Source organism: Sunxiuqinia sp. A32, assembly GCF_052690465.1.
In genome coordinates this window covers 66,999-91,484 of record NZ_JBQYLI010000017.1, presented here as the reverse complement: position 1 = coordinate 91,484, position 24,486 = coordinate 66,999, and the positions used below count along the sequence as shown (strand labels likewise).

The window sequence follows — 24,486 nt, the reverse complement described above, 5'->3', positions numbered from 1 at the left end:
TTTTGGGAGATCGCCACTTATTCTTTTAAGTAAGGCAGAAAAACGTTGAACTGAGTGCCTTTCCCCAAGTCGCTTTTTACGGTGATGTTTCCATTATTTGCTTCAACAACGGCCTTCACATAACTAAGTCCGAGACCAAACCCCTTTACGTTGTGAATATTTCCGCTGCTCTGGCGGTAGAATCGTTCAAAAACTTTGGATTGTACGGATTTGCTCATCCCAATACCTTTATCAGAAACTGAAATAATAATCCCCTTGGGCGTATTGATGGTATCAATCTTTATTTCGGGTTTGTTGATTGAATATTTATTGGCATTGTCAATCAGGTTGTAAATGACATTCGCAAAATGGGTTTTATCAGTAGTAATGTTCGGATTGATAGCTTTGTAGTTTGTCTTAATGGAGCCACCTTTCTTTTCTACTTGCAGTTGAATACTCTGAATAACATCATCAGTTAGTTGATGTATGTTCAACGATTCCCATTTAAATTCAAAATCTTTTTTGTCCAGCCGGGCAATGGTTAATATGTCCTCGACCTGCCTGTTCATGCGGGTGTTTTCTTTTTTGATCATACCAACGAAATAATTCACCTGTTCCGGATTACTGATTACCTTTTCATTGTTAATGGAATCAGCAGCGACGGAAATAGTAGCAATGGGAGTCTTGAATTCGTGAGTCATGTTGTTGATAAAATCGGATTTCATTTCGGAAATCTTTTTTTGCCTTAAAAGGAAGAAAATACTTACGCCAAAAGTGATCAGAATAACCAGGGAAAAAAACAAAGAAGCAATCAGTAACCATGAAACTGATTGATATATAAACTGGGTTTGGCTGGGTATAAAAAGCGCCAATTTTTTGTTTTGGTCAAATACAGCGTTTGGAAAAAGTCGAACCTGATAGGGGCTTTCTGCTAATGAAATGCTGTCTTTTTCGTTGGAAAGCTCACTGATTGTATCATTGTCCAACAAAGCTATTTCAAAATCAGTTGGCATATTTTTGTCAGCAAGTTCATTACTTACCAATTCACGGACATCCGCAAGTTTTAAGTCTTCCTGCCCAAAAAAGGAAATTTCTGAAACAACTTTGGTTGTCAAATCCTTAAGTCTTTCAGTTTTAATTTCAATCCGTTTTTTCAGATGGGGCGAAAATTCAATTAAAGTATCAATTGCACTCTCCAACGAATCCAATGCCATTTTGCGAGAGTTGAAAAAAGTATGAGTATTGGTTAATATGGTGTCTTCGTGAGATACTATTATCTCTTGCTGGTGCAAAGAATCGTTTCCATCTGCAAATGCAAATACTTGCATATTCGTGTCTACACCAACTTCAAATTTGTAATCTATTTGGCCTGCTTTTGTAGATTTCCGTACAATCCTTATCGGCTTGGGGGGTGTGGGTGGAGCATTGAGATTTGCATCGTCCCAATGAAAATCTTCCAGAGTTGGTAAGCCGGCAAGAACTTCTACATCTTGACGCCTCTCAAGTTTATTGGCTGTTTTCTGTAACGCTTCATTTATACTACGATCGAAAAGCTCATTTTTCACTCGTATGGCATTATTTATCCATACTAACTGAACTCCAATCACTCCGAGGATCGAGAGGCCCATTAATATCAGTAAATATGTGAAGGTGCGCTTATTCATGCATCGCGTTATTTTGCTAATCAAAGATAAATATTTAATAAAGAGATCGTTGAGTTTTAACTTTTCCTTAACAGATTTTAACCAGGCTTTAACTGAGTTTTGGGGGCAACTGCTCATACCTTTGTTTCAGATAAAATTCTAAATAAAATAGAACAGTTATGAAAGCACTTCTTAAAACAGGTATTCTTGGGTTATTGACCGTTGTATTATTATCCTCATTTTCATTGCGGGAAAGCCCGGAAGATCCTCCTCGTGGGATAAAAAAACACCTAAAAATGGTGAAGGTTGAAAATGGTGAAAAAACGGTTATAGATACCGTAATCACTGGTGACGCCGATGTCATGACCTGGTTCTCTGATCAAGACTTCGATTTTAAAATTGATTCAACAATCAAAACAAAACTTAAAAAGTTTGATATTCAGATTGAAGATACAGACGGAAAGCAAGATGTTTTTGTTTTCTCATCTGATGATGACGATCCATTCTCGTGGACCGAAGATATTGATGTTACAACAGAGACTACTTTGGACGGGGATTCCATCGTAAAAGTGATTGTGATGAAAAAAAGCGATGGAGATCTGGAAGAGAAAGTAATTCGTATGAAACATCCTCATCCATTTGTAAAGGTTCCGCATCCGCCAATACCTCCAAGAATTGAATTTTTTAAGCAACACGTGGATGGAAATGTGATTAATTTGAACGACCCCGGGATTATCTCATTTAAGAAAAAAGACTTGAGTGGTGGCCGTGAAAAGATTGAAATTATCAGACAAAAACCAGCTAAGTTGGAAGATGTAGAGATTATTGAAGAGATGGCAGATTAAACAGCAGGCAGTATATTAGAAGCAATTAAACAGTGAAAGCGACTCCGGAAGGGGTCGCTTTTTATTTGATATTTAGAGATGTGCTGATTTTTTTCATGAATTAAATTTATGATTACTTGTTTTTTGAAATAAATTCATTTTTATTTGTGTCATACAAAACTAGGACACTAAACTTCTATGTCATGATTACAATTAAACAATTGGGTTTTCACTACAAAAAACAACACGCGTTGTTTTCGGATTTAGTTTTTCAGCAGGAAAATGGAAGCATCACCGGACTTTTAGGTAAAAATGGTGCCGGAAAATCAACACTGCTAAAGCTAATGGCTGGTTTATTAAAACCACAACAAGGAGAATTAAGTATCAATGGATTCAAGCCCTTCGATAGGTTGCCAGGTTTTTTAGCTGACGTATTTATGGTTCCTGAAGAGTTTACTTTCCCTTCAATATCCATTAATTGTTATGTAAAAGCTACAGCACCTCTTTATCCAAATTTTGACTACGAAAAAATGGATAAACTACTCAATGAGTTTGAGCTGGATGGGAAGAAGAATATTAATCGAATGTCTCACGGACAGCGGAAGAAGTTTCTAATTGCTTTTGCTCTGGCAACTAATTGTCGGTTGCTAATTTTGGATGAGCCTACTAATGGATTGGACATTCCTTCAAAAAGTTTGTTTCGAAAGATTCTGGTCAGTTCAGTTACTGAAGAGCAATTGGTGTTGATTTCAACACATCAGGTAAAAGATATTGAAACAATCATTGATAAAATTGTGATGCTTGATGAAGGCCAAATCGTGTTAAACGAAGATCTTCCAGTGATTACCCAGAAATGGCAATTCCAGATCACTTCGAATCTTGCAGGAGTTGATTCTGCAATTTATCATGAAAAATGCCCGGGCGGATTTCGCGTGCTGTCCAAAACAAATGGACAAGATGAATCCGACATCGATATTGAGCTCCTCTTTAATGCAATTGTAAATAAAGCCACTTTAAATTAAAGCCATGAATCAAAATAAATATTTCAATCCAGGTCGGTTTGCCCGACTGTTTAAACATGATTTACTAATCAATCAAAAAATCTATTTTTTTGCCATTGCCGGAATTGGAATTGCTATCTATTTACTTTCATATTTTATTATGCTTCAAAACAGAGGAGGCTTTTTAACAACAGATTCATACGTTCCATTAATGTTGTTTTATATGATGGGGCTTGGAGCATTGATTGGGAACTCTTTTCCGGCTTTAAAAAATCAGATTAAAACAAGCAGTTACCTGTTGTATCCGGGATCAACCTTCGAAAAATTTATGGTTCAGTTTGTTATTCGTATTGTGTTATTAATACCGATTGCATTTGGGCTTTTTTGGATCGGAACACATTTGGCCAAAGCTACCATGTTTCTGGTTCACCAGCCTGGGACTGATCCAAATAATATTATAGACTTTAATTATAGTTATTTACTTGAGGATGTTCCTACACTTCTGGATAAAACTTTTGTAGTATTCTCTATTTTTTCATTTGCGACAGTCCTTTTTGCCGGAGCAGTTTGGTTTAAACGTTTTTCCTTAGTTAAAACGCTAATTATTACAGGATTGATGTTTGGTGTTTATTTGCTGACATTTGTATTTTTTTCGCATATCTTTTTCTCGGACAAAGTTGTCGGATTTGATATTTATATTAATCAATACAAAGTAGCAAAAGACTTGCATAATATTCAGGTACTTCTTTATTCAGTTGGTGTTCTCTCCTGGTTATTTCTTTTGCCATTGGCTTATTTCAAATTAAAAGAGAAAGAGGTTTAAAATGGAATTTCAATCATCAAAAGGAATATTCCTACAGATTGCCGACAATCTTTGTCATCAAATTCTTGATGGACACTTAAAACCAGGAGATCGGGTTCCATCAGTGCGTGATTTGGCTGCTGAGTTTGAAGTGAACCGAAATACTGTTATGCGAACGTATTCCATTTTACAAGAATCAGGCATTTTTGAAAACAAGCGAGGTATTGGATTTTTTGTATCCGGTGATGCCATCAAACTGGTTCGAGATACCGAAAAGGCTAACTTTTTCAATCATGATTTACCTGATTTTATTCGCAAAGTCAAACTATTAAAACTAACAAGCAGCGATTTAAGTGAACTCGTATCCGAATTAAAAAATAACGACAACCATGAAAACAAGTAACTATATAATTATTGCCTTTCTTACCTTCTTATTTGAAGGAATTTTTATTTTTTACCTTACCTCTTGGCAACATCCAATTGATCGATATGAAAGAACTAGTTCTTTTAATTCATACAATGAAAAATTAGACAACTTTTCAGTAATTGTTGCCCAACCAAATTCTAGCATTGCAATTTCAAAATTAGAATATCCTCAATTTACGATCGTTTACCCTAAATCGGATAGTTGCACGTTTTCTTCCTATGAGGTTAGAAACGACACTTTATTTGTTAGTACAGATGAACTTACGCCTAAACATACATTAAATATTTATTCCTCTACATTAAAATCAATTGTAGCAAAGAACAAAAGCATTGTTAATATTCATCAATATCCATTTGATAGTCTGCATATTGAATCTTCATCTTCAAGAATATTTTTAGATAACATAAATATAAAGAATGCGAAATCTTTGCTATATATAAATGCCAGAAGTAATTCCCGAATACAGTTAAACAATATGGACGCCGGTGAGATTAACATGAAGTTGTCACATTCGGAACTGAGTATTCAGAATTCAGAAATTGGGACACTTTCAGGCAATGTAATGAAAGAATCTAAACTCTATAGCTACAAATCAGTGGGCAAATTCAATCTGGAAGTTGATCCGACAAGTAAATATAATCTGAATAAACAATAAGAAATAAAAGGAACATCTGGGTTAAACGAAAGCGTTAATTAGTGTAATAATTTTTGGGACTCCATTATTTCTTGTCACCAATTCAAATCTTTTCACCGCTCTTCGAATAAAAGAACGGCGAAAATGACTTGTTAGTCGAAAAAAATAAAGCATTCGTTATAATTTCTCGTTAATTTATTAACCTTAATTATTAAACCTATTTGGATTAATTCAGTCTACTAACAGAACGAAATTAACAACTGTGAAAATTACGATTGATCAACTAAGCAAAATATATCCCAATGGTAACAGGGCTTTAAGTGATGTCCAGCTTGAAATAGAAAATGGCATGTTTGGGCTACTTGGACCCAACGGTGCAGGAAAATCAAGCCTGATGCGAATTTTGGTCACCCTAATGAAGCCAAGTAAAGGAAAGGTTACTGTAAACGGTTTTGATTTGGTAAAAAACCGGAAAGATATTCGAAAAATGTTGGGTTATCTGCCTCAGGATTTTCGCTTCTTCTCAAAATTAAAAACCTATGAGTTTTTAGATTATGCTGCTCGTTTGGCTGGTATGAAAGATACAAAGGAACGGGCAAGTGCAGTTGACAAAATGCTGGAAGAAGTGGGTTTGTTTGAGGCACGCGACCGACAAGCAAACCGTTTGTCTGGTGGTATGAAAAGACGTTTGGGAATTGCTCAGGCGTTGATAAACAGTCCACAAATTATAATAGTTGATGAGCCAACGACCGGTTTAGACCCTGAGGAACGTATCCGGTTTCGAAACTTGCTTTCAACGATATCTACTAACGATGTAATCATTATTCTTTCCACCCACATTGTAGGAGATATTTCAAGTACCTGTACAAACATGGCACTGCTGAACCGTGGAGAAGTTGCTTACAGTGGTTCACCAGATGAACTGGTTGAGAAGGCGAATGGAAAAGTTTGGCTGATCAAAGCCACGGAATCGGAATACATGGAAATTAATGAAAAGTATCCGGTAATCTCGAATGTTCCAACAAGCGAAGGCTGGGAAATACAGGTTGTTGCCGATGAGATCAATGGTTACTATGGAGAGAATATTGATCCGAATTTAGAACATGCCTATGTTTATTTTATGGAAAGTCGACTAAACCAATGGACGGCCATTTAAGCTAAAAATCTGAGAAACGATGATATCAATTCACAACATACGATCCATTGCGCGCTATGAAACCAAAACACTATTGCGCAGTTGGTTCTTTCGCATTTTTGCCATCCTGGCAATGGTATTCCTGACCTTCTTTAATTTTGGAGTGCTGATAGAATCAAATGGTGGTGCCGGAGAATGGGATATTAAAGGACTTCCTTCATTGATTCCTTACACTAATTTATTATTCCTAAACGTAGTGCAGGCAGTGATTGCCATCTTTTTGGCATCCGACTTTTTAAAACGTGATAAGAAATTAGATACTACTGAGGTAATCTATATGCGGCCAATGACCAATGGTGAATATGTGATTGGTAAAACATTGGGAAACTTGGTTGTATTCATTGTTCTCAACATTATCATTCTTCTAATAGCTGTAATCTTCAACCTTATTACAAAAAATACCGACGTAAATTGGATTAGTTATCTCTATTATTTTTTAGCGATCAGTGTTCCCACCTTGGTATTCATCATGGGGCTATCGTTTTTGATTATGTCTTTGATTCGGAATCAGGCGGTTACGTTTGTGGTTTTGTTGGGTTATGTGGCCATTTCACTTTTCTATTTAAAGGATAAATTTTATTTCCTATTTGACTACATGGCTTTCAATATTCCGCTGACGTTTTCAGATTTCGTGGGTTTTGGAAATATTGAAACGATCCTCATTCATCGGGGGATGTATTTCTTACTCGGCTTAGGATTTATTTTTTATACCATTTTACTTTTAAGACGTCTGCCACATTCCGAAAGCATGCGAATTTTTTCATATATTTTTGGGACCGCAGCAGTTGTAGGAGGTTTGTATTTAGGGAGTTTACATGTTGGTTCATTTTTGAAAGATCAGGAGTTGAGGCAGGAAATGATTAGCCTGAATGACCAATATCTTGACGTAAAACAATTAATGGTTCGAGCATATGATATAAGTCTGGATCATGAAGGGGAAAGCATCTCTGCAGAGGCAAAATTACGAGTCCGAAATGATGATGAAACTACCAACAAAAAGATATTTTTTAGCTTGAATCCGGGATTGGAACTGGAACAGGTTACCGTTGATGGGAAAGATCAACCTTTTGAACGGAAGTTGGGATTGGTTGAGTTAACTGGTCTAAGTATAGAACCGCAAAAGCAAGCAGAAATTGTTTTTAAATATTATGGAAATATTAATGAAGCTGCTTGCTACTTAGATATTGATGATGAAACACGACAGAAAGCTCATCGAAATTTTCTGTATCAAATTGATAAACGATCTGCGTTTATTACACCTGATTACGTATTGCTAACTCGCGAGAATAATTGGTATCCGATACCGGGAGTTGGTTATGGAGTGAAAAACAAGCAATGGAGCTCACGACAATTTAGCCGATTTAGACTGGATGTATCTACCCGTGAAGGATTGACTCCTGTTTCGCAGGGGGAAATGGAGAAAGTTGATAATCGATATGTATTTAATTCTTCACATGCACAATCTCAAATCTCCTTGTCAATTGGAGAATATGAATCGATGCAAAAAGAAATTGACGGACTTCAATTCAACTTATATTATCGCAAGGGGCATGATTATTTTTCCAGCTTTTTTGAAGATATAAAAGATACAATCCCGGCAGTTATCACCGAGGCTTTGCAGGATTTTGAGCGTGATGTTGATTTATTTTATCCATTTGATAGGTTTTCATTAGTGGAGGTTCCTATTCAATTCTATTCATACGACCGATTATTAACTGGTGCACGAGAGCAAGTTCAACCAGAGATGATATTGTATGCAGAGAAAGGTTTGATGGTTCGTGAAGCTGACTTTTATGGACGGATGGAACAAAGACGAAGATGGGGCCGTGGTGATGAACAAAACCTGACTCCGGAAGAACGAAAAGTGCAGATATTGCAAAACTTCCTTTCCACATTTACCCAGGAAGAGGGGCGTCCTGACTTTAACCGTTCGCAGGGTCAGCTTCAGGTGGAAGAGACCCAGAATCCGTTTTATGCATTTCCTCTTTTCTACAATTACGCGTACTATATTCGCTCAGACCGTTGGCCGGTAACCGATCGTGTTTTCGAAGCCTATAAAAAGCAGGCTGGTGATAATCCACGGATGGGCTGGCTGCGCGATGTGCAAGGTATGTCGGAAGATGAACAGGGGAACCTGGCTTTGCTCTCACAAAGTTTTGAAGAAATTTTGGATGATCCCGATCAAAAACTCATCGTAGATAATGTGATTGAGCAAAAAGGAAAAGCATTGTTCTCAATCATTAAACGTAAAGCAGAAGACGATGCTTTTGAAGATTTCCTTTATGATTTTTTAAGTGATGTGAAATTTAGATCATCCAGCATTGAAGATTTCAATGATGCTTTATTGGATGATTTCGGTATTGACCTGATTCCGTATATGGAAAATTGGTTCAGCACAACCCAACTACCGGCTTTTCTTATTGGAAATGTCAACGCAGTAAATGTGCTTGATGGCGATGAATTAAAAACCATGGTCAAATTTAAAGTGAGTAATACCGAAAATGTAGAAGGTATCATTCAGGTTGATTTCAGATTGGGAGGAGGTCCCGGGGGAAGAGGGTTTGGCGGTGGAGGCACTCCTGAAACGGTTACCAAGCTTGTTCATCTGGATGGAAATCAAACCAAAGAAGTTAGTTATTTGGTGGGAGGCTCTCCTCGTGGAGCAACAATAAATACGCTTACATCCAGAAATATTCCTTCAGAAATTAGATTGCCATTGGATGATGTTAAGGAAGATACCAAAGCCACTCCATATGAAGGGGAACGTGTAGTTGATATTCCTGTTCGAATTGCAGAAGACAATGAGATTATACTGGATAACGAAGATCCTTCTTTTGTGGTAAGTGAAGATGATGAAGGTAGTTTATTAAGAAAGCTGTTGATTAAGGAAGAACCCAGCAAGCAAAAGTATTCCGGCTTTTCTGGTTGGCGGCCACCTCGTAATTGGACTTTGACTACCAATTCAAATTTTTACGGAGCATTCATTCGTTCCGCTTATTATCTGAGATCAGGAGAGGGAGAGAAAAAGGCAACATGGAACATTCCTATTAAAGATCCGGGATACTACGATGTGTATACTTATATAACGAATGATGATCGTCGTGGGCGTCGTGGCCGGGATGATGGAGGTGGTGAATATCATTACATTATACATCATGATGATGGCGAAGAAGAAGTGCCGGTTGATTTGAAAACTGCCGAAGATGGATGGAATCACCTGGGAGCTTATTATTTCTCACCAGATACAGCCGTTATTGAGATAACCAATAAGTCTGAAGCTCGAATGGTTGTGGCAGATGCTGTGAAACTGATAAAACAATAAAAAACAGATAAAGAGTCTATGAAAACTATTATTCTAAAAATTCAATTTCTAATCATTTTGATGGTTTTGCCGGCTGCATTTTTGTTAGCGCAGCAGCTTCTCGGATTAGATAAAGCTTTGGAAATCGCGATGCAAAATAGTCCCGATATAAGAAGGTCTCTTCTGAACTTGGAACGTTCGCAGGAATCATTGAATGCGCAAAATGCAGCTTTAAAATCACAATTTTCTTTAAGTCTCAATCCGGTTGAATACAGTCGCAATCGTACTTTTGACGATTTCTCATCAACTTGGTATACCAGTGAAAACTTTGGAACTTCAGGTACGTTCACCGTGTCCCAGCCAGTTTTGTTAACAGATGGAACCGTATCTCTGGTTAATCGTTTTGGTTGGCAAAGGAATACAAATGATTTTAATAATATGGAGGACAAAGCTTTCACAAATAACTTGTACCTGAGCTTGAGTCAGCCATTGTTCACATATAATCGTTTGAAATTGCAATTGAATGAATTGGAGCTTGATTTGGAAAATTCAAATCTGAATTATGCCATGCAAAAGCTGAATTTGGAGCGCATGGTAACCCAATTTTTCTACAATGTATATATGGCACAAATGAGTCTGAGTATTTCAAAAGACGAATTGGCCAATACCGAGCGAAGCTATGAAATCACCAAAAATAAGGTAGATGCAGGATTGGCTGCCAAGGAAGAGTTGTATCAAGCTGAACTCAACTATGCTACGGCAAAGTCGAACGTTCAAAATCAGCGCGTGAATTTGGACAACTACAAAGACCAGTTTAAGCAATACATAGGCATGGATATTTTTGAAGAAATTTCAGTTATGGCCAATGTGGATGCCAATCCGGTTCAAGTTGATTTGGACAAAGCGATTGACTATGGTTTGAATTCACGAATGGAACTTCGCCAGCGTGAAATTGAAATTGAAACGTCGATGTTTGACTTGGTTCAGACAAAATCACTCAATGAATTTAGAGGAGATATGAACCTCTCCATTGGAATCATTGGAGACGATGAAAAACTGAATAATATATATAATAACCCAACGAATAATCCACGGGTATCTCTTTCATTCAATGTTCCGCTATTTGATTGGGGAGAAAAGAAATCACGTATCAAAGCACAGGAAGCAGTAATTAAAACCCGCGAACTTGGTCTGGAAGAAGAAAAAACTCAAATAGTGATTGACATTCGACAGGTATATAGAAGCCTGCAAAATTTATTGACTCAAATTGATATTGCCAAGCAAAACGAAAAAAACGCTCAACTTACTTATGAGATTAATCTGGAGCGGTATGCGAATGGCGACCTTACCAGTATGGATTTGAATTTGTTTCAAACACAGCTTTCTGAAAAGAAGATGTCTTATGCACAGGCATTGATCGACTATAAAATTGAGTTGCTCAATTTGAAAGTTCAAACACTGTTTGATTTTGAACAAGGAATAGGAATCGTTCCTGAAGAATTACTAAAAGAGACCAAAAACTAAAATATAATTAGCTAAAACATAATCCCATGAAGATAAGTCATTTCCACATTACAATTTTATTTGCGCTTATTGGTTTTACCGCCTGTAATAACCAAAGTGCCGATTCTGCAGCTGAGGTTGCGATTCCTGTTTCGGTTGAAGACCTGAAACCCTCATCCATTGAGCAAACAATTACGACAACCGGAACTGTTGTTGCTACAAAAGAAGTGACATTAACAACAGAAATGTCCGGGCGTTATAGGCTAGCCAAGAATCCAAAGACAGGGAAGCCTTTCATATTAGGTGATAAAGTCGAAAAAGGACAGGTTATTGTTGAATTAGAAGATGAAGAATATCTCAATAATTTGGGAATGGAAGCCAAGGAATTGAACCTGAAAATTTCAGATCAAACCTATGAAAAGCAAAAATCCTTATTTGATAAGGGAGGAGTGACTCAGAGTGAGTTAAGTAATGCTGAAGTTGCGGCAGTGAATGCTCGTGACAATTATAATTTAGCCAAAATACAATTGGATAAAATGAAAGTTCGTGCCCCATTTAAAGGGGTAATTACTAAACTTCCTTATTACACAGAAGGAACAAAATTAGCTTCAGGAACTGAAGTGGTCAGTTTAATGAGCTACGAAAAATTATTGCTTGAAGTTAATCTTCCTGAGAAATACATTAACAAAATTGCAAAAGGACAAGATGTTCGCGTGATGAACTATACCTTGCCTGAAGATACATTGCATGGTGAGGTTAGCGAATTGTCTCCAGCGATTAGTACGGAAACAAGAACCTTTACAGGGAAATTATCGATTGACAATGACGATTTAAAATTGCGTCCTGGAATGTTTGTTCAAGGCGAAATAATATTGGCGCGTAAAGACAGTGTTATAGTTATTCCTAAGGATGTGGTTATCTCAAATCAGCGTGGAAAAACAGTATTTATAGTTGCACAGGGAACGGCTGAGCAAAAGCAGGTGACCTTTGGTTATGAGAATCAAGATAAAGTTGAAATTACTTCTGGGTTGAAAGTCAATGAACGTCTGGTTGTCAAAGGCTTTGAAACATTGCGAAATCGTTCGAAAGTTAAAATCATCAAATAGAAAGGACTTACCGTGAAGAAATTAAGCGAATTTTCGGTCAATTACCCGGTGACAGTTCTGATGATGGTTCTCGGCGTTGTTTTGCTGGGTTACATTTCCTACGATAAGTTGGGTATCGACCTCTTTCCTGATTTGAATAATCCCCGATTGTTTATTGAGATGGAGTCGGGTGAACGTCCTCCGGAGGAAATGGAAAAGCAATTTGTTGAGAAGCTTGAAGCTTTGGCTATTCGTCAGTCTGATGTTTTGCAGGTGGCTTCGGTTTCCAAAGTAGGGAGTGCACAAATTACCATTGAATATGCCTGGAATAAGGATATGGATGATGCGTTTCTGGATTTGCAGAAAGCAGTGACTTCATTTGCTCAAAACCAGGAAATTGATGCCATTAATATTACGCAGCATGATCCAAATACTACACCGGTAATCGTGCTCGGATTGAGCCATTCGACCATTGATGACATGAACGACTTGCGAAAAGTTGCGGATAATTATATTCGTAACGAGTTGGTGCGTTTGGAAGGTGTTGCAGAGGTTGATGTGTCGGGCTCGGAAGATGTTGAAGTACTTGTTGAAACCAATCAATATCTGCTTGATGCATTTGGATTGAGTTTAGACGAAATAAGCAATCGCATTCAAAGTTTCAATCAAAATGTTTCTGGAGGTTCTATAGAGGAAATGGGCTTGCGATATGTCGTCAAGGGAGTCAGTTTGTTAAAGGACGTTTCGGATTTTGAGAATGTAATTGTTGGATACAAACGAATTACTGCTGACGATAATACTGCTGCATTTGCGCCTGTATTTTTAAGGGAGGTGGCCAAAGTCAGCATTCAAAATAAAGAACCGGAAAATATTGTTCGATTAAATGGCAAGCGTTGTTTGGGGCTTTCTGTTTACAAAGAGACAAAGTTTAACACGGTTAAAGCTGTTGAAGAGATAAGTAATGCTATCGTAGATATTGAAAAAGCACTTCCTGGTTATCAACTACAAGTAGTTACAAATCAGGGAAGTTTTATTCGGGATGCGATCGACGAGGTTGAAGAGTCTGCTTTGTTGGGGATTGTGCTGGCGGTGTTTATACTATTTGTCTTCTTGCGTCGATTTGGAAGTACCATGATCATTAGTATTGCTATTCCGGTATCCATTATAGCCACTTTTAATTTAATGTATTTCAATGGGCTTAGCCTCAATATAATGACTTTAGGAGGGCTGGCACTTGGTGCCGGTATGTTGGTTGATAATGCCATTGTGGTCATGGAAAATATTTTCCGAAATCACGAAAATGGTATGTCTGTTCGGGATGCTGCCATTGAGGGGACTTCGCAAGTTGGAGGAGCGATTACCGCTTCGACGATCACGACAATTATTGTTTTCCTTCCAATTGTGTATTTACATGGAGCTTCCGGCGAATTATTTAAAGATCAGGCCTGGACGGTGGCATTCTCATTGGTATCATCGTTGGTTGTTGCGATCTTGGTAATTCCAATGCTGTTCAATCTTTTTTATCGGAAAAAGAAAAAACAAGTAAAAGCCCGTTCTGTTCAGGTGAAGGGTTATGGCTTATTTCTGGAGAAGGTTTTGAAAGTTAAATGGATTGTTATTATAGTCACAGCTTTGTTAGTGGGCGGAGCCTCTGCTTTGGTTCCTTTTATCGGGACAGAGTTTATGCCAAAAACTGAGACTCATGAATTTAGTTTGGATATACGTATGCAGGAAGGTACACGTCTCGAACGAACAACTGCTGCAGTAGAAAATATGGAAGCAATTATTTCTGAAATACTGGGAGATGATCTGCAAACTATATATAGTCACGTCGGTCCAACAAGCGCTATCAGCAGTTCTGCTTCCGATATTTTTGAAGGAGAAAATACAGCGAACATTAAAATTTCTCTTAAAGCAGATAGCCATTTAGCTTCGACAGCGGCAATCCGAAAAATTAGTCAGGCAATTGGTGAATTACCGGGAATGGAAATTAATTATTTGCAGGATGAAACAGCACTTAAAAGCATCATGGGCACGGATGAAGCTCCATTGGTAATTGAGGTGCAAGGCGAAGATCTCGATGTTATCGAAGAACTGACAGCTGAGGTGAAAGGTCTGGTTGAAGGATTGCCGGGGATGTACAATTTTGAATCCTCAACGGAGGAGGGATCGCCGGAAGTGGAGATTGTGGTTGATCGGATGCGTGCCGGAATGTATAACCTGAGCGTAAATAATATTGTTTCACAAATTCAGGATCAGTTGGAAGGGCGTGTTGCCGGACAAGTGGAGCGCCAGGGAGAAATGCAGGACATTACTCTTAAACTTCCGGATCAAGGTTTGTCAAAATTGGATGAATTAACGATTGAGAGCAATGATCAGCGATTTTTGGTCAATGAATTGGCTTCCATTAGCATTGGACAATCGCCCAAAGAGGTCTATCGACGAAATCAAAACCGCATTGGGAAAATTACAGCACAGTTGGATAAGGACATGCCACTCGATCAGGCTGTAAAAGAAATTAAGAACGCCATTAAGCCTATGAATATTCCACCGGACTATAAGGTGAATATAAGTGGTGAAGAAGAAAAAAGGCAGGAATCCATGTCTAGTTTGACTTTTGCATTAATCCTTTCAATTGTATTGGTCTACATGGTTTTGGCGTCACAGTTCGAATCATTATTGCATCCATTTACCATTCTGTTGACTATTCCACTGGCAGTTGTTGGGTCAATATTGGTATTCTTTATCCTTGGAAAAACGCTTAATATCATGGCCTTTATTGGGGTAATCATGTTGGTAGGTATTGCCGTAAACGATTCCATCATATTTATAGATCGAATATTGCAACTTCGTAATGAAGGAATGCAGCGAATGGAGGCAATTATTCAGGCAGGGCAACAGCGAATCAGGCCAATTCTTATGACCAGTTTGACAACTATTCTGGCGTTATTCCCATTGACCCTGGGAATTGGTGAAAGTGCTTCGTTGCGTTCACCAATGGCGCTGGCAGTAATTGGTGGTTTGATAACTTCCACACTGCTTACGTTGGTGGTTATCCCTTGTATGTATGAGGTGCTTGAAGGCATGAAAGATTGGTTTAAGAAAGAGCCAAAAACAGTCAGTTAATTGAGGAGGACAGCATGAAGTTTATTATAGATAGAAAGACACTGATCAGCATGTTGTTTATCGGCTTGACCCTTTTGGGTTATGTATCCTATAAACAGCTGGGAATGGAATTGCTTCCAAATGCGGAGCTGCCGTTTCTGTTTGTTCAGGCTGTCTCAACCCAGGAAGCTGACCCTGAATACCTCGAAAATGAGGTTATTGTGCCACTGGAAGGAGCAATTGGTACCCTGGAAGGAATTGAGTCGTTGGAGTCCAACATCAATTCAAGAATGGGAACTGTTATTGTGTACTATCAAAAAGATGTTGATTTTAGTTTTGCCTATCTCAAACTGCAGGAGAAAGTAAACGAGATTCAAAGCGACTTGCCGGAAGGAGTTCGGGTGAATGTGAACCGGGTGGATTTGTCGCAGATGAATACGCAGTTCATGGAGTTGCAGGCTCGTGGAAGTGGTGGTGTTGACCGGGTACGGAATATTGTGGATCAGGAAATAGCTCCAGATCTGGAGAATATTGACGGCATAGCCGGAGTGAACGTCTTTGGTGGAAAGGAAAAATCCATCGAGGTAATTCTGGATATGGGCGCCTGTGAGGCTTATGATATTACACCGGGGCAAGTACGATCTTTGTTGTCACAAAATGCCCAATCGCGAACCTATGTAGGAAATCTGAAGGAAAAGGAAAAGCTATATTTTGTCCATGTTACTGCAGAATATGATCAGGTTGGAGATATTGAAAACCTAGTTGTTGCTGATGGCCCAATCCTTTTAAAAGATATTGCTGAAATTCGTTTTGGGGTGAAAGAAGAAACCAGCTACAGCCGCGTTAATGGGCTGGATGCGGTAACAATTCGACTGATCAACGATTCGCAAACCAACCTGATTGAGCTTTCACATAAAACTCAGGAATTAATTGCCCAACTAAATGCAGATTTGGCTACCGAAGATGTTGAATTGGTGATTCAAAGCAACTCGGCTGATACCATGGAAGACAATATTGATCAAATTATCAATTTGGCATTGATAGGTGGATTAATGGCTGTTTTTGTTCTGTGGATGTTCTTGAAAAATGTGCGCATTGTAGCATTCATTGCTCTTGCAATTCCAGTTTCGGTTTTTACAGCTTTTAACTTATTTTACGCCTATGATATCACATTAAACAGTCTTACGCTGGTTGGAATGGCTCTGGCGATTGGGATGCTTCTCGACAACAGTGTTGTTGTTTTGGAGAATATTTATCGGCTGGCTGGTAAGGGTGAAAATGCAGATACGGCTGTTACGCAGGGTACGACTGAAGTTTGGCGATCTATTGTTGCGGCTACGCTGACAACGGTAACAGTATTTCTTCCATTTGTTTTCTCATCTAATTTTATGATTGAGATGCTTGGGAAAAATGTGGGCATTTCAATTATCTCCACCTTGTTGGTTTCTTTGGTTGTGGCCTTGCTTTTTGTTCCGATGGCTATCCACTTCATCTTAAAAAGGAAAAAGGGGAAAGACATTTCGTTTGAAAAACTGACCACGAATAATCGAATGGTGCAGGTGTATATGCTGCTTCTTAAGTCGTGTATGCGATATCCTGCTGCAACGGTTTTGGGGGCGGTGGCTGTCTTCTTTTTGACCATATTTATAAGTCTTGCCGTTAGTGTTAGCTCATTGCAAGAGGTTGAACAAGACGAAATTCAATTATTCGTAACAATGCCTTCCGGCTCAAGTCTTGAGACCACGGATGAAACCGTCAAAAAGGTTGAAGAAAAACTGGTTGATGTAAAGGAAAAATTAGACGTGATCAGTTCAATTGAAGAAGAAGAAGCCAATATACGAGTGAAGTTGGTGGAAGATTATGAAAAAGTTGATGGGCGTAGTTTTGCAGAAATTAAATCATCGATCAATGAGTTAACCAGGAATATAGGTTCCGCTGAAATTTCATTTGAGCAGACCCAATCAAGCAGAGGCGGTGGTTTCGGAAGTGGTGGACGCAACATGATGGGTAGCTTTCAACGAATGTTGGGAATTGGTTCCGAAGAAGAACGGATTGTGTTGAAAGGGCAGGACTTCGAGATCATGCAAACAGTTGCAGAAGATATTCAGTACTTTCTGGAAGATATGGACTTTATCAATCGGGTGCGATTAAATGTATCTGACAACCGTCCGGAAGTTCATATGATTTTTGATCCCTTATTAATGACCGAATATAACATCACAATGAACCAGGTTGCAGGTGAACTGAATTCATTCTCCGGGGAAATTGCAACGGGAGTGATGTTTAACCAAGGGGTTGATGAGTACGAGATCATTATTAAGCAGGGAGAAGAAGATCCAACGGAGGAAGAGGATTCCCGAACCATGGATGATTTGAAAATATTGCAGGTAAGTGATGCTGCCGGAGGGTTGCATGATTTGCAGGATTTTAGTCAGTTGGTGTATGCTCGTGGTTTAGCAGGGATCAACCGGATTAATCAGGAAAAGCAAATTGAGATTACCTATAGTCTGATTAACGAAGCGCAACAGTCAAAAGATTTGTTGGAATCCTATCGATATGAAATAGATGGACTGATTGCTGCGTACAATTTTCCTTCGGGAGTTGCGGCAGAAGTAATTCATGAGGAAAATGATTTGGAAGAATTTAACTTCCTGATATTTGCGGCCATCATCTTGATCTTTATGATTCTGGCTTCTGTGTTTGAATCATTTGCAACTCCTTTCGTGCTCTTATTCTCTATTCCGTTGGCTGCAATCGGATCACTGCTTGCCTTGATTATTACCGGCAATAGCTTATTCAATGCTAATACGATGATTGGCTTCCTCATATTATTGGGGGTAGTGGTAAACAACGGAATTATCCTGATTGACTACAGTAATATTCTCCGAAAACGGGGATATCGACGATCACGTGCGTTAATGACAGCAGGTCTTTCAAGGGTTCGTCCAATTTTGATAACCGCCATCACAACCATTGTTGCAATGGTTCCATTGGCAATGGGGCAAGCAGAATATGTGAGTGTTATTGGGGCTCCGTTTGCAATAATAGTAATTGGAGGATTGGCGCTTAGCACCCTGTTGACACTTATTTTTATTCCAACATTTTATTCTGGCCTAGAGAATGCATTGGAATGGTTTTATGGTCTCGATTGGAAATTGAAAACCTTCCAATTGTTGCTGATGGGATTTACCTTAACAATGGTTTATCTGGATGTAGATACATTAACATGGCAAATGGTTGACACTGTATTAGCAGTTGTACTGGTGCCTGGATCTACTTGGTTTGTTCTGAGTAGCTTGAAGAAAGCAGGAACCAAGCTGGTTAAGCCTGATGAAAAAGTACATATTGTCATTCAAAAATTAGTGAAAATTTATGATCGTCCTGGACGATTTTCACGTGAATGGACTGGTGGATTGAATATTAGAAGACGTGCGGGATTGGAAAAAGAATACAAATCCATTCGTGAATTTGACCAATTGATCTGGCAAATACCCCTGCTAGGATTTATGGTCTATTTTACATTCTTCTATTTGGAACCAGCCTTTTGGATCAGTTTCATGATGGTGATGGTTTATCTCTACCTGAATCAAATTTGGAAACCGCTTGCTATTTACTTGGGGAATCGTTTTGTAGACACAAACAAAAATATTTATCAGATCAGCAATAAGTACACGAAGTTGTTCTTGTTCTGGTTGTTTCCATTGTTTGAATTATTTGTTCTGTGGAAGAAAACAGATTTTATTGGATTTGTGATTTCATTTGCAGTTTTGTGGTACCTCGCATTGTTGATATCGGTCACTGCAAAACGATTATATGAAGAAAAAGTAAACATCGATCGAATTACTGGTAGGTTTGGATCGTTGCGAAGGACTGTTTTTAGATTGGTAAAACAAATTCCTGTAATTGGGAAAAGAAGAGTTCCTTTTAAAGCATTGAACGGGGTTTCCCTGGAAATTGGAACGGGAATGTTTGGTTTGCTAGGGCCTAACGGTGCAGGTAAATCAACCATGATGCGAATTATTTGCGGAATCTTTGAGCAGAGTTACGGAAAGGTGTGGATTAACGGTATTGATACCCAAAAGAAGCGGGAAGAGCTGCAGGGATTGATTGGATATTTACCACAGGAATTCGGCACATATGAAAATATGCCTGCCCAGGAATTTCTGGACTATCAGGCTTTGTTAAAAGGTCTCACGGATGCAGAAGAACGTAAAAACCGAATTGAATATGTTCTAAAATCGGTGCATATGTGGGAAAAACGAGGAGATAAAATTGGTTCCTTCTCCGGGGGTATGAAACAACGAATTGGGATTGCTCAAATATTGTTGCATCTACCCAAGATAATGGTGGTTGATGAGCCAACAGCCGGGCTTGATCCGCGAGAACGCATTCGTTTCCGAAATCTGCTGGTTGAATTGAGCCGTGATCGGATTGTAATTTTCTCAACCCACATTATTGAAGATATTTCCAGTTCATGTAATCAGGTTGCTGTTATTAACCGTGGTCGTGTGAAATATCACGGAACACCAATCGATATGGTGAATCTTGCCGATGACATGGTTTGGCAATTTGATGTGCCGGCCAGTCAATTTGATAAGATGCCAAACAAGCAAATGGTTGTTCATCATATGAGAGTGGGAGAGAATATCAGGGTTCGAATGCTCAGTAAGGAAAAGCCTGCCGAAGACGCAGTTGTTGCTAAGCCAGTGTTGGAAGATGCTTATTTGTGTTTGATAAAAGATTTGAAATAAAATGGATACACTGAAAATAAAAAATACACTTAACCTGACTCGTAAAATGATCCAGTACAACTTCCGAATTATCTTCGGTGGTCGCTTCATATGGTTCTTGCTTGCTGCTTTTGCATTTTATGTTTTTGTAGCCATTTCAGGAGTTTGGAATGGTGCCGTGCCTGATGAGGAGTTCGTTTTTGATATTCTTTTGTTTCCAGCAATTCTGCTCATCTTTTATCCAATGACTTTTGGCATTCAGAATGATTTGGATGCAGGCATTTTGGAGATTTTATTTGGAATACCTGATTATCGATATAAGGTTTGGTTGGTTCGCCTAGTACTGGTTTTTGTACTGGTCTTTCTGCTGTTAATTGGATTTTCAGGGATAAGTTATATTTTTTTAACTCCGGTGAATCTGTTTGAAATGGCTGGACAAATTATGTATCCGGTGTTATTTTTGGGAAGCATGGCATTCATGTTTTCCACCATCATCAAAAATGGAAACGGAACGGCTGTGGTCATGGTTATTCTTGGAGTGCTAACCTTGATTATCAGTGAAAATTTGGAACGTACGATGTGGAATATATTTTTGAACCCATTTAATGTTCCGCGAAACATGAATGAAATGATTTGGGAAGGTATCACGATAAATAACAGGCTCTTTCTGGTGATTGGAGCTTTGGTATTTATTCTGTATGGACTTTTTAATCTACAAAAGCGCGAGAAGTTTATTTAGCATTTCTATAAACTTATAAACCTCCAGTTCTTAAAATCCGGAGGTTTATAATTATGCCTTCTGATGATTCCTGCTAGTAATCATCTTCCCATCTTTCGCTGGGGTCATTAGGCATTGCAACCGCTTTCCAGGAAAACCTGAAAATAGCAGGTTGAACCAATTGCTCAAAATCAACATAATCCATTCTGATTAGTTCGGTATGATTTCCTGCATTAAAAGTAATTTCACGATCTTCAGCCAGAGTTTCAGCTACAAAAACTTCCATGTCGTATAGATTTCCAAAAGGAGGCATTGCCCCAACTTCACAATCGGGAAATCTACTTTTGAATTCAAGTTCAGTAGCTAACTTAACTTTACCTTTTCCGAAGATATCTTCCAATGCATCAAAATCAACCTGATAAGAAGCAGGCAAAACTGCCATTGCCATTTTATCATGTATTTTAATCATTACGGTTTTTGCAAATTCCTTTCCTGCAATGTGAGTTAATGCTGCTATTTCTTGAGAAGTGTAAGCATTTGAATGTTTTATCACCTCATACTCAATGTGATTTTCGTCAAGAAAAGCTTTTAGTTTTTTAGCGGGCATAACCTCGATTTTAAAGTTGTGAAAGAAAGCTTTTCAGCCAAAAACAATAATTATATAGAGATAGACTGCATTAGAATTTTACCCAAAAAAGCGGGAAAATGTTTCAATCACGCACCTGAATTTTAGTTATTCTGAATGAACGAGCTAATCTGCAGCTGCTATCTTTTCTAGAATCAAGTTTTTTGATGCTTATGTTCACAATATTTTTTGAAATTATCAAGAATCGACTGCCATCCATTTTTTTGCAGCTTAATCGAATGTGTTGTTTCAGCATCAAAATTTTCCTGAATGGATGTTTGTCCACCGAAACTTGAGAATAATACCTCAACTTTTCTTTCATCGTCCATAGAGTAACTGATTTGCTTAAGATTTACCACTTTTTGGTATGTTCCTTCGAAATCAAATCCCATGCTGCCATCCTTTGCCTCCATCCGATACTTAAAACGACCTCCCTGTCGTAAATCATTTTCTGCCCGGGGTGTATGCCAATCATCCGAGGCATTATTCCAATTTAAGATATCGTCAGGAGTAGTCCAACATTTCCAAGCATATTCAATAGGTACATTAATTTCGGTTGTCACTGAAATCACTTGCTTTTTATTTGTATCCATAAACTTAAACTGTTACTTGTTGACACAATTGAACATCCATTGAACACCAAATTTATCGATACAACTTCCGTAGTAAGCGCCCCAAAACATATCCTGAAGTTCCATAGTTACTTCACCGCCTGCGGACAGGCTATCAAAAAGCTTCTTAGTTTCAGCACGAGTGTCAGGTTCTAAACTAATGTAGACATTGTTTCCAAAGTTCACTTTGAAACCCATTGATTCAGGAGCGTCAGTACCCATCAGTACATGTCCTCCCAATATTGGAAGTTCGATGTGCATGATCAAATCCAGATCTTCGTCAGCGATTGCAGGTGCACCTTCTTGTGGAGGTACATCGCGGAAACGTGCCACGCCTCCACCACTAAACTCACCACCAAAAACTGACTTGTAAAAATTGAAAGCTTCCTCAGTGTTACGAGGAAAATTAAGGTAGGTGTTTACTCTTGCCATTGTTTAAGTAGTTAATGCATTAACTACTTAAACAATGCTTTGTCAAATTAAGTTTGCTTCTTAAAAGCTTTCCCTAATAATAAAATCTTCAAAGTTTTTTTTCTCTTTTGTTGGCCATTGAACCGGGACACCAACTGGTGTAATACAGACCCGCTTATATTTTTCAGGTATATTGAATGCCTTTGAAGTTGCCTCTTCCGAAATTGCATCAGTAATATAAACAGTTCCGTATCCAAGAGCTTTCGCAGCAAGTAACAAATATCCTGCAGCTAATGCTCCATCATCTTTGTTATAGCCTGGGTACTGGCTTTCATTGTCTGTTAATACGACAATATAAGCCGGAGCAGACAAGTAACCATTGAGCAAGCGCTTTTCCTCCTGTTCCATCTTTATAGATAATTCCTGCCCGCTTATATTTTGCTTATTAATAAGATAATCCTTCCGATGCTTCAATATTTCTACCTTTAGCTTTTCAATTTGCTTTTTATCCTGAACAAGCAAAAATTTCCATGGCTGCTGATTACCAGCAGTTGGAGCCATCCGTGCAGCATCCAGAATTTTTAATAAATGCTTTTCCGGGACCGGATCTGACTTAAACTTTCTAACTGACCGACGGGAATGGATCACATCAAAAATTGTAGTAAGATTTTCCTCCGAATTGAAATTATTCGCACTGGAAACAAACGGAGCAACGGTACATGCGCCCAACAGGCTTGCACTTGCTTTTAATGATTCTCTTCTGTTCATTGTTTCGTTTTTATTGAGATTAGTTTTCTATTGAAATTCCATCCAGATTATTCAGTTTCGCTTTAAAGCCCCATCCCCCAAAGCTTTCGTTCACAAGGATTGTGATAATATTCTCCCCTTTTTTAAGAGGCATATAAACTGAATCGAAATAACCAATCGTGCCAAGGAAACGATAATCGCGCGACCGATAATTGTCCATCCCTGTCCATATCGCTTGTCCGTTTACGTAAATTTTAGCTGCATCGCTAAATCCAAAGCTCATCATTTTCACCTGGTCAATGTCAGAATTCAATTTATATTGAGCGATGACTGCAGTTTTCTTATTGGTCCGTTTTGCAACTCTTGCAAGATTTGCCAAGCCGTCAGACTCAGTTTCAAGTGTTGTAAAATTTAGACTTTTAACAAACTCCTCATCCAAATCAACCGGCTCTATAAAAGGATTGATGTTAATAGGTTCAGATACTCCATACTTGGTAATTGTCTCTTTTTCAACCAGAGGCTTCGTTTTAAACTCACTTATAAGTACTGGTGGAACCTGGCTAACCATAATATTGGCAAAGCGAGCAGGGCCATAGAACTCAATCGAACCTTTCGCACCCGATATTTTAAGCTCGTTGATTACCAATATTGGCTTCTCCATATTTTCTATGTATATCTCACCCTGCGAGCCGTTAATAGCAATTTTTATGTGGAACCATTCGTCAAATGGATATTCTTTGGCACCACTAAAACCATCACCGTAATATAATTGCCAACCAGCAATGCCGTTAAAAACAGGAGTGTACTGCATGGCATCGGGATTACCACTCTGATGCATCCGAATATAAAATTCTTCAGTGCTATTTTCCCTTTGCCTGAACCTTACACCAGCGAATCCCCGAATTTCTTGAACACACATATCAAACTCAATCACTCCATCTTCGAAGATCAAATCCGAAATTTTAGCAGCACCTCTTTGCGTGTTTATACAAGCTTGGTTTTTATAATCATCAAGCGATGCATTGTCAGTCAATTCAAAATTCAGTTTAGATATTGTTGCTTTTGTTTGTGCATAATTAAGATAGGAAGCTAACAATAAGAGAACAGTAATAATTGTTTTCATGATTCTGATTTTAAATATTTTA

At 38.4% G+C, this 24,486-nt stretch carries 18 protein-coding genes; 12 read left to right on the top strand and 6 right to left on the bottom strand.

Features of this window, described 5'->3' with window-relative positions:
• Positions 1–17: 17 nt before the first annotated feature.
• Positions 18–1,643 (bottom strand): sensor histidine kinase, encoded by a 1,626-nt coding sequence (locus ACUNWD_RS16350; protein ID WP_445588915.1) that lies wholly within the window; start codon positions 1,641–1,643, stop codon positions 18–20.
• Positions 1,644–1,801: 158 nt separating this feature from the next.
• Here ACUNWD_RS16350 and ACUNWD_RS16345 point away from each other — a divergent pair, with 158 nt between their 5' ends.
• The 12 genes from ACUNWD_RS16345 to ACUNWD_RS16290 all read left to right on the top strand — a co-directional run bounded on the left by ACUNWD_RS16345 (position 1,802) and on the right by ACUNWD_RS16290 (position 20,968).
• Positions 1,802–2,467: a hypothetical protein gene (locus ACUNWD_RS16345; RefSeq protein ID WP_445588914.1), complete on the top strand. Its 666-nt coding sequence runs from the start codon at positions 1,802–1,804 to the stop codon at positions 2,465–2,467.
• 182 nt (positions 2,468–2,649) lie between these two features.
• Positions 2,650–3,468 (top strand): ABC transporter ATP-binding protein, encoded by an 819-nt coding sequence (locus tag ACUNWD_RS16340; protein ID WP_445588913.1) that lies wholly within the window; start codon positions 2,650–2,652, stop codon positions 3,466–3,468.
• Between the two features lie 4 nt (positions 3,469–3,472).
• Positions 3,473–4,270, top strand: a complete 798-nt coding sequence (locus ACUNWD_RS16335; protein WP_445588912.1) for a hypothetical protein — start codon at positions 3,473–3,475, stop codon at positions 4,268–4,270.
• Position 4,271: 1 nt separating this feature from the next.
• A complete protein-coding gene (locus tag ACUNWD_RS16330; RefSeq protein ID WP_445588911.1) occupies positions 4,272–4,652 on the top strand; it encodes a GntR family transcriptional regulator in 381 nt (126 codons plus the stop codon).
• A complete protein-coding gene (locus ACUNWD_RS16325) occupies positions 4,639–5,331 on the top strand; it encodes a hypothetical protein (protein WP_445588910.1) in 693 nt (230 codons plus the stop codon). Before ACUNWD_RS16330 ends, ACUNWD_RS16325 begins: the two co-directional genes overlap by 14 nt.
• A 241-nt stretch (positions 5,332–5,572) precedes the next feature.
• Entirely contained in the window at positions 5,573–6,466 is an 894-nt protein-coding gene (locus tag ACUNWD_RS16320; RefSeq protein ID WP_445588909.1) for an ABC transporter ATP-binding protein, read from the top strand.
• A gap of 19 nt (positions 6,467–6,485) precedes the next feature.
• Positions 6,486–9,827, top strand: coding sequence for a golvesin C-terminal-like domain-containing protein (locus tag ACUNWD_RS16315; RefSeq protein WP_445588908.1), 3,342 nt, complete (start codon positions 6,486–6,488; stop codon positions 9,825–9,827).
• A gap of 18 nt (positions 9,828–9,845) precedes the next feature.
• Positions 9,846–11,330, top strand: coding sequence for a TolC family protein (locus ACUNWD_RS16310; RefSeq protein ID WP_445588907.1), 1,485 nt, complete (start codon positions 9,846–9,848; stop codon positions 11,328–11,330).
• Positions 11,331–11,356: 26 nt separating this feature from the next.
• Positions 11,357–12,415, top strand: coding sequence for an efflux RND transporter periplasmic adaptor subunit (locus tag ACUNWD_RS16305; RefSeq protein ID WP_445588906.1), 1,059 nt, complete (start codon positions 11,357–11,359; stop codon positions 12,413–12,415).
• A gap of 12 nt (positions 12,416–12,427) precedes the next feature.
• Positions 12,428–15,520 carry an efflux RND transporter permease subunit gene (locus ACUNWD_RS16300; RefSeq protein ID WP_445588905.1) on the top strand — a complete coding sequence of 1,031 codons (3,093 nt, stop codon included), beginning with the start codon at positions 12,428–12,430 and terminating at the stop codon, positions 15,518–15,520.
• Between the two features lie 14 nt (positions 15,521–15,534).
• Complete coding sequence (locus tag ACUNWD_RS16295) at positions 15,535–20,250, top strand: efflux RND transporter permease subunit (protein WP_445588904.1); 4,716 nt, start codon at positions 15,535–15,537, stop codon at positions 20,248–20,250.
• Position 20,251: 1 nt separating this feature from the next.
• Positions 20,252–20,968, top strand: a complete 717-nt coding sequence (locus ACUNWD_RS16290) for a hypothetical protein (protein WP_445588903.1) — start codon at positions 20,252–20,254, stop codon at positions 20,966–20,968.
• Between the two features lie 73 nt (positions 20,969–21,041).
• On the opposite strand, the gene ACUNWD_RS16285 is transcribed toward ACUNWD_RS16290, so the two are convergent.
• The 5 genes from ACUNWD_RS16285 to ACUNWD_RS16265 form a co-directional block, all read right to left on the bottom strand.
• Positions 21,042–21,554: an aminoacyl-tRNA deacylase gene (locus tag ACUNWD_RS16285; protein WP_445588902.1), complete on the bottom strand. Its 513-nt coding sequence runs from the start codon at positions 21,552–21,554 to the stop codon at positions 21,042–21,044.
• Between the two features lie 173 nt (positions 21,555–21,727).
• The gene (locus tag ACUNWD_RS16280) at positions 21,728–22,165 is read right to left on the bottom strand and encodes an SRPBCC family protein (RefSeq protein WP_445588901.1); all 438 of its coding nucleotides are present in this window, start codon (positions 22,163–22,165) and stop codon (positions 21,728–21,730) included.
• Positions 22,166–22,177: 12 nt separating this feature from the next.
• Positions 22,178–22,615: a VOC family protein gene (locus ACUNWD_RS16275; RefSeq protein WP_445588900.1), complete on the bottom strand. Its 438-nt coding sequence runs from the start codon at positions 22,613–22,615 to the stop codon at positions 22,178–22,180.
• Between the two features lie 60 nt (positions 22,616–22,675).
• Complete coding sequence (locus ACUNWD_RS16270; protein ID WP_445588899.1) at positions 22,676–23,362, bottom strand: nitroreductase family protein; 687 nt, start codon at positions 23,360–23,362, stop codon at positions 22,676–22,678.
• A 19-nt stretch (positions 23,363–23,381) separates the two neighbouring features.
• Entirely contained in the window at positions 23,382–24,464 is a 1,083-nt protein-coding gene (locus tag ACUNWD_RS16265) for a hypothetical protein (RefSeq protein ID WP_445588898.1), read from the bottom strand.
• Positions 24,465–24,486: the final 22 nt, after the last annotated feature.

Bases quoted from the DNA above. Each gene is read 5' to 3' on its own strand.
- ACUNWD_RS16270 (WP_445588899.1), bottom strand. From the start codon at position 23,362: ATGAACAGAAGAGAATCATTAAAAGCAAGTGCAAGCCTGTTGGGCGCA.
- ACUNWD_RS16285 (WP_445588902.1), bottom strand. From the start codon at position 21,554: ATGCCCGCTAAAAAACTAAAAGCTTTTCTTGACGAAAATCACATTGAG.
- ACUNWD_RS16315 (WP_445588908.1), top strand. From the start codon at position 6,486: ATGATATCAATTCACAACATACGATCCATTGCGCGCTATGAAACCAAA.
- ACUNWD_RS16305 (WP_445588906.1), top strand. From the start codon at position 11,357: ATGAAGATAAGTCATTTCCACATTACAATTTTATTTGCGCTTATTGGT.
- ACUNWD_RS16335 (WP_445588912.1), top strand. From the start codon at position 3,473: ATGAATCAAAATAAATATTTCAATCCAGGTCGGTTTGCCCGACTGTTT.
- ACUNWD_RS16265 (WP_445588898.1), bottom strand. From the start codon at position 24,464: ATGAAAACAATTATTACTGTTCTCTTATTGTTAGCTTCCTATCTTAAT.
- ACUNWD_RS16310 (WP_445588907.1), top strand. From the start codon at position 9,846: ATGAAAACTATTATTCTAAAAATTCAATTTCTAATCATTTTGATGGTT.
- ACUNWD_RS16345 (WP_445588914.1), top strand. From the start codon at position 1,802: ATGAAAGCACTTCTTAAAACAGGTATTCTTGGGTTATTGACCGTTGTA.
- ACUNWD_RS16325 (WP_445588910.1), top strand. From the start codon at position 4,639: ATGAAAACAAGTAACTATATAATTATTGCCTTTCTTACCTTCTTATTT.
- ACUNWD_RS16290 (WP_445588903.1), top strand. From the start codon at position 20,252: ATGGATACACTGAAAATAAAAAATACACTTAACCTGACTCGTAAAATG.
- ACUNWD_RS16350 (WP_445588915.1), bottom strand. From the start codon at position 1,643: ATGAATAAGCGCACCTTCACATATTTACTGATATTAATGGGCCTCTCG.
- ACUNWD_RS16340 (WP_445588913.1), top strand. From the start codon at position 2,650: ATGATTACAATTAAACAATTGGGTTTTCACTACAAAAAACAACACGCG.
- ACUNWD_RS16275 (WP_445588900.1), bottom strand. From the start codon at position 22,615: ATGGCAAGAGTAAACACCTACCTTAATTTTCCTCGTAACACTGAGGAA.
- ACUNWD_RS16295 (WP_445588904.1), top strand. From the start codon at position 15,535: ATGAAGTTTATTATAGATAGAAAGACACTGATCAGCATGTTGTTTATC.
- ACUNWD_RS16330 (WP_445588911.1), top strand. From the start codon at position 4,272: ATGGAATTTCAATCATCAAAAGGAATATTCCTACAGATTGCCGACAAT.
- ACUNWD_RS16280 (WP_445588901.1), bottom strand. From the start codon at position 22,165: ATGGATACAAATAAAAAGCAAGTGATTTCAGTGACAACCGAAATTAAT.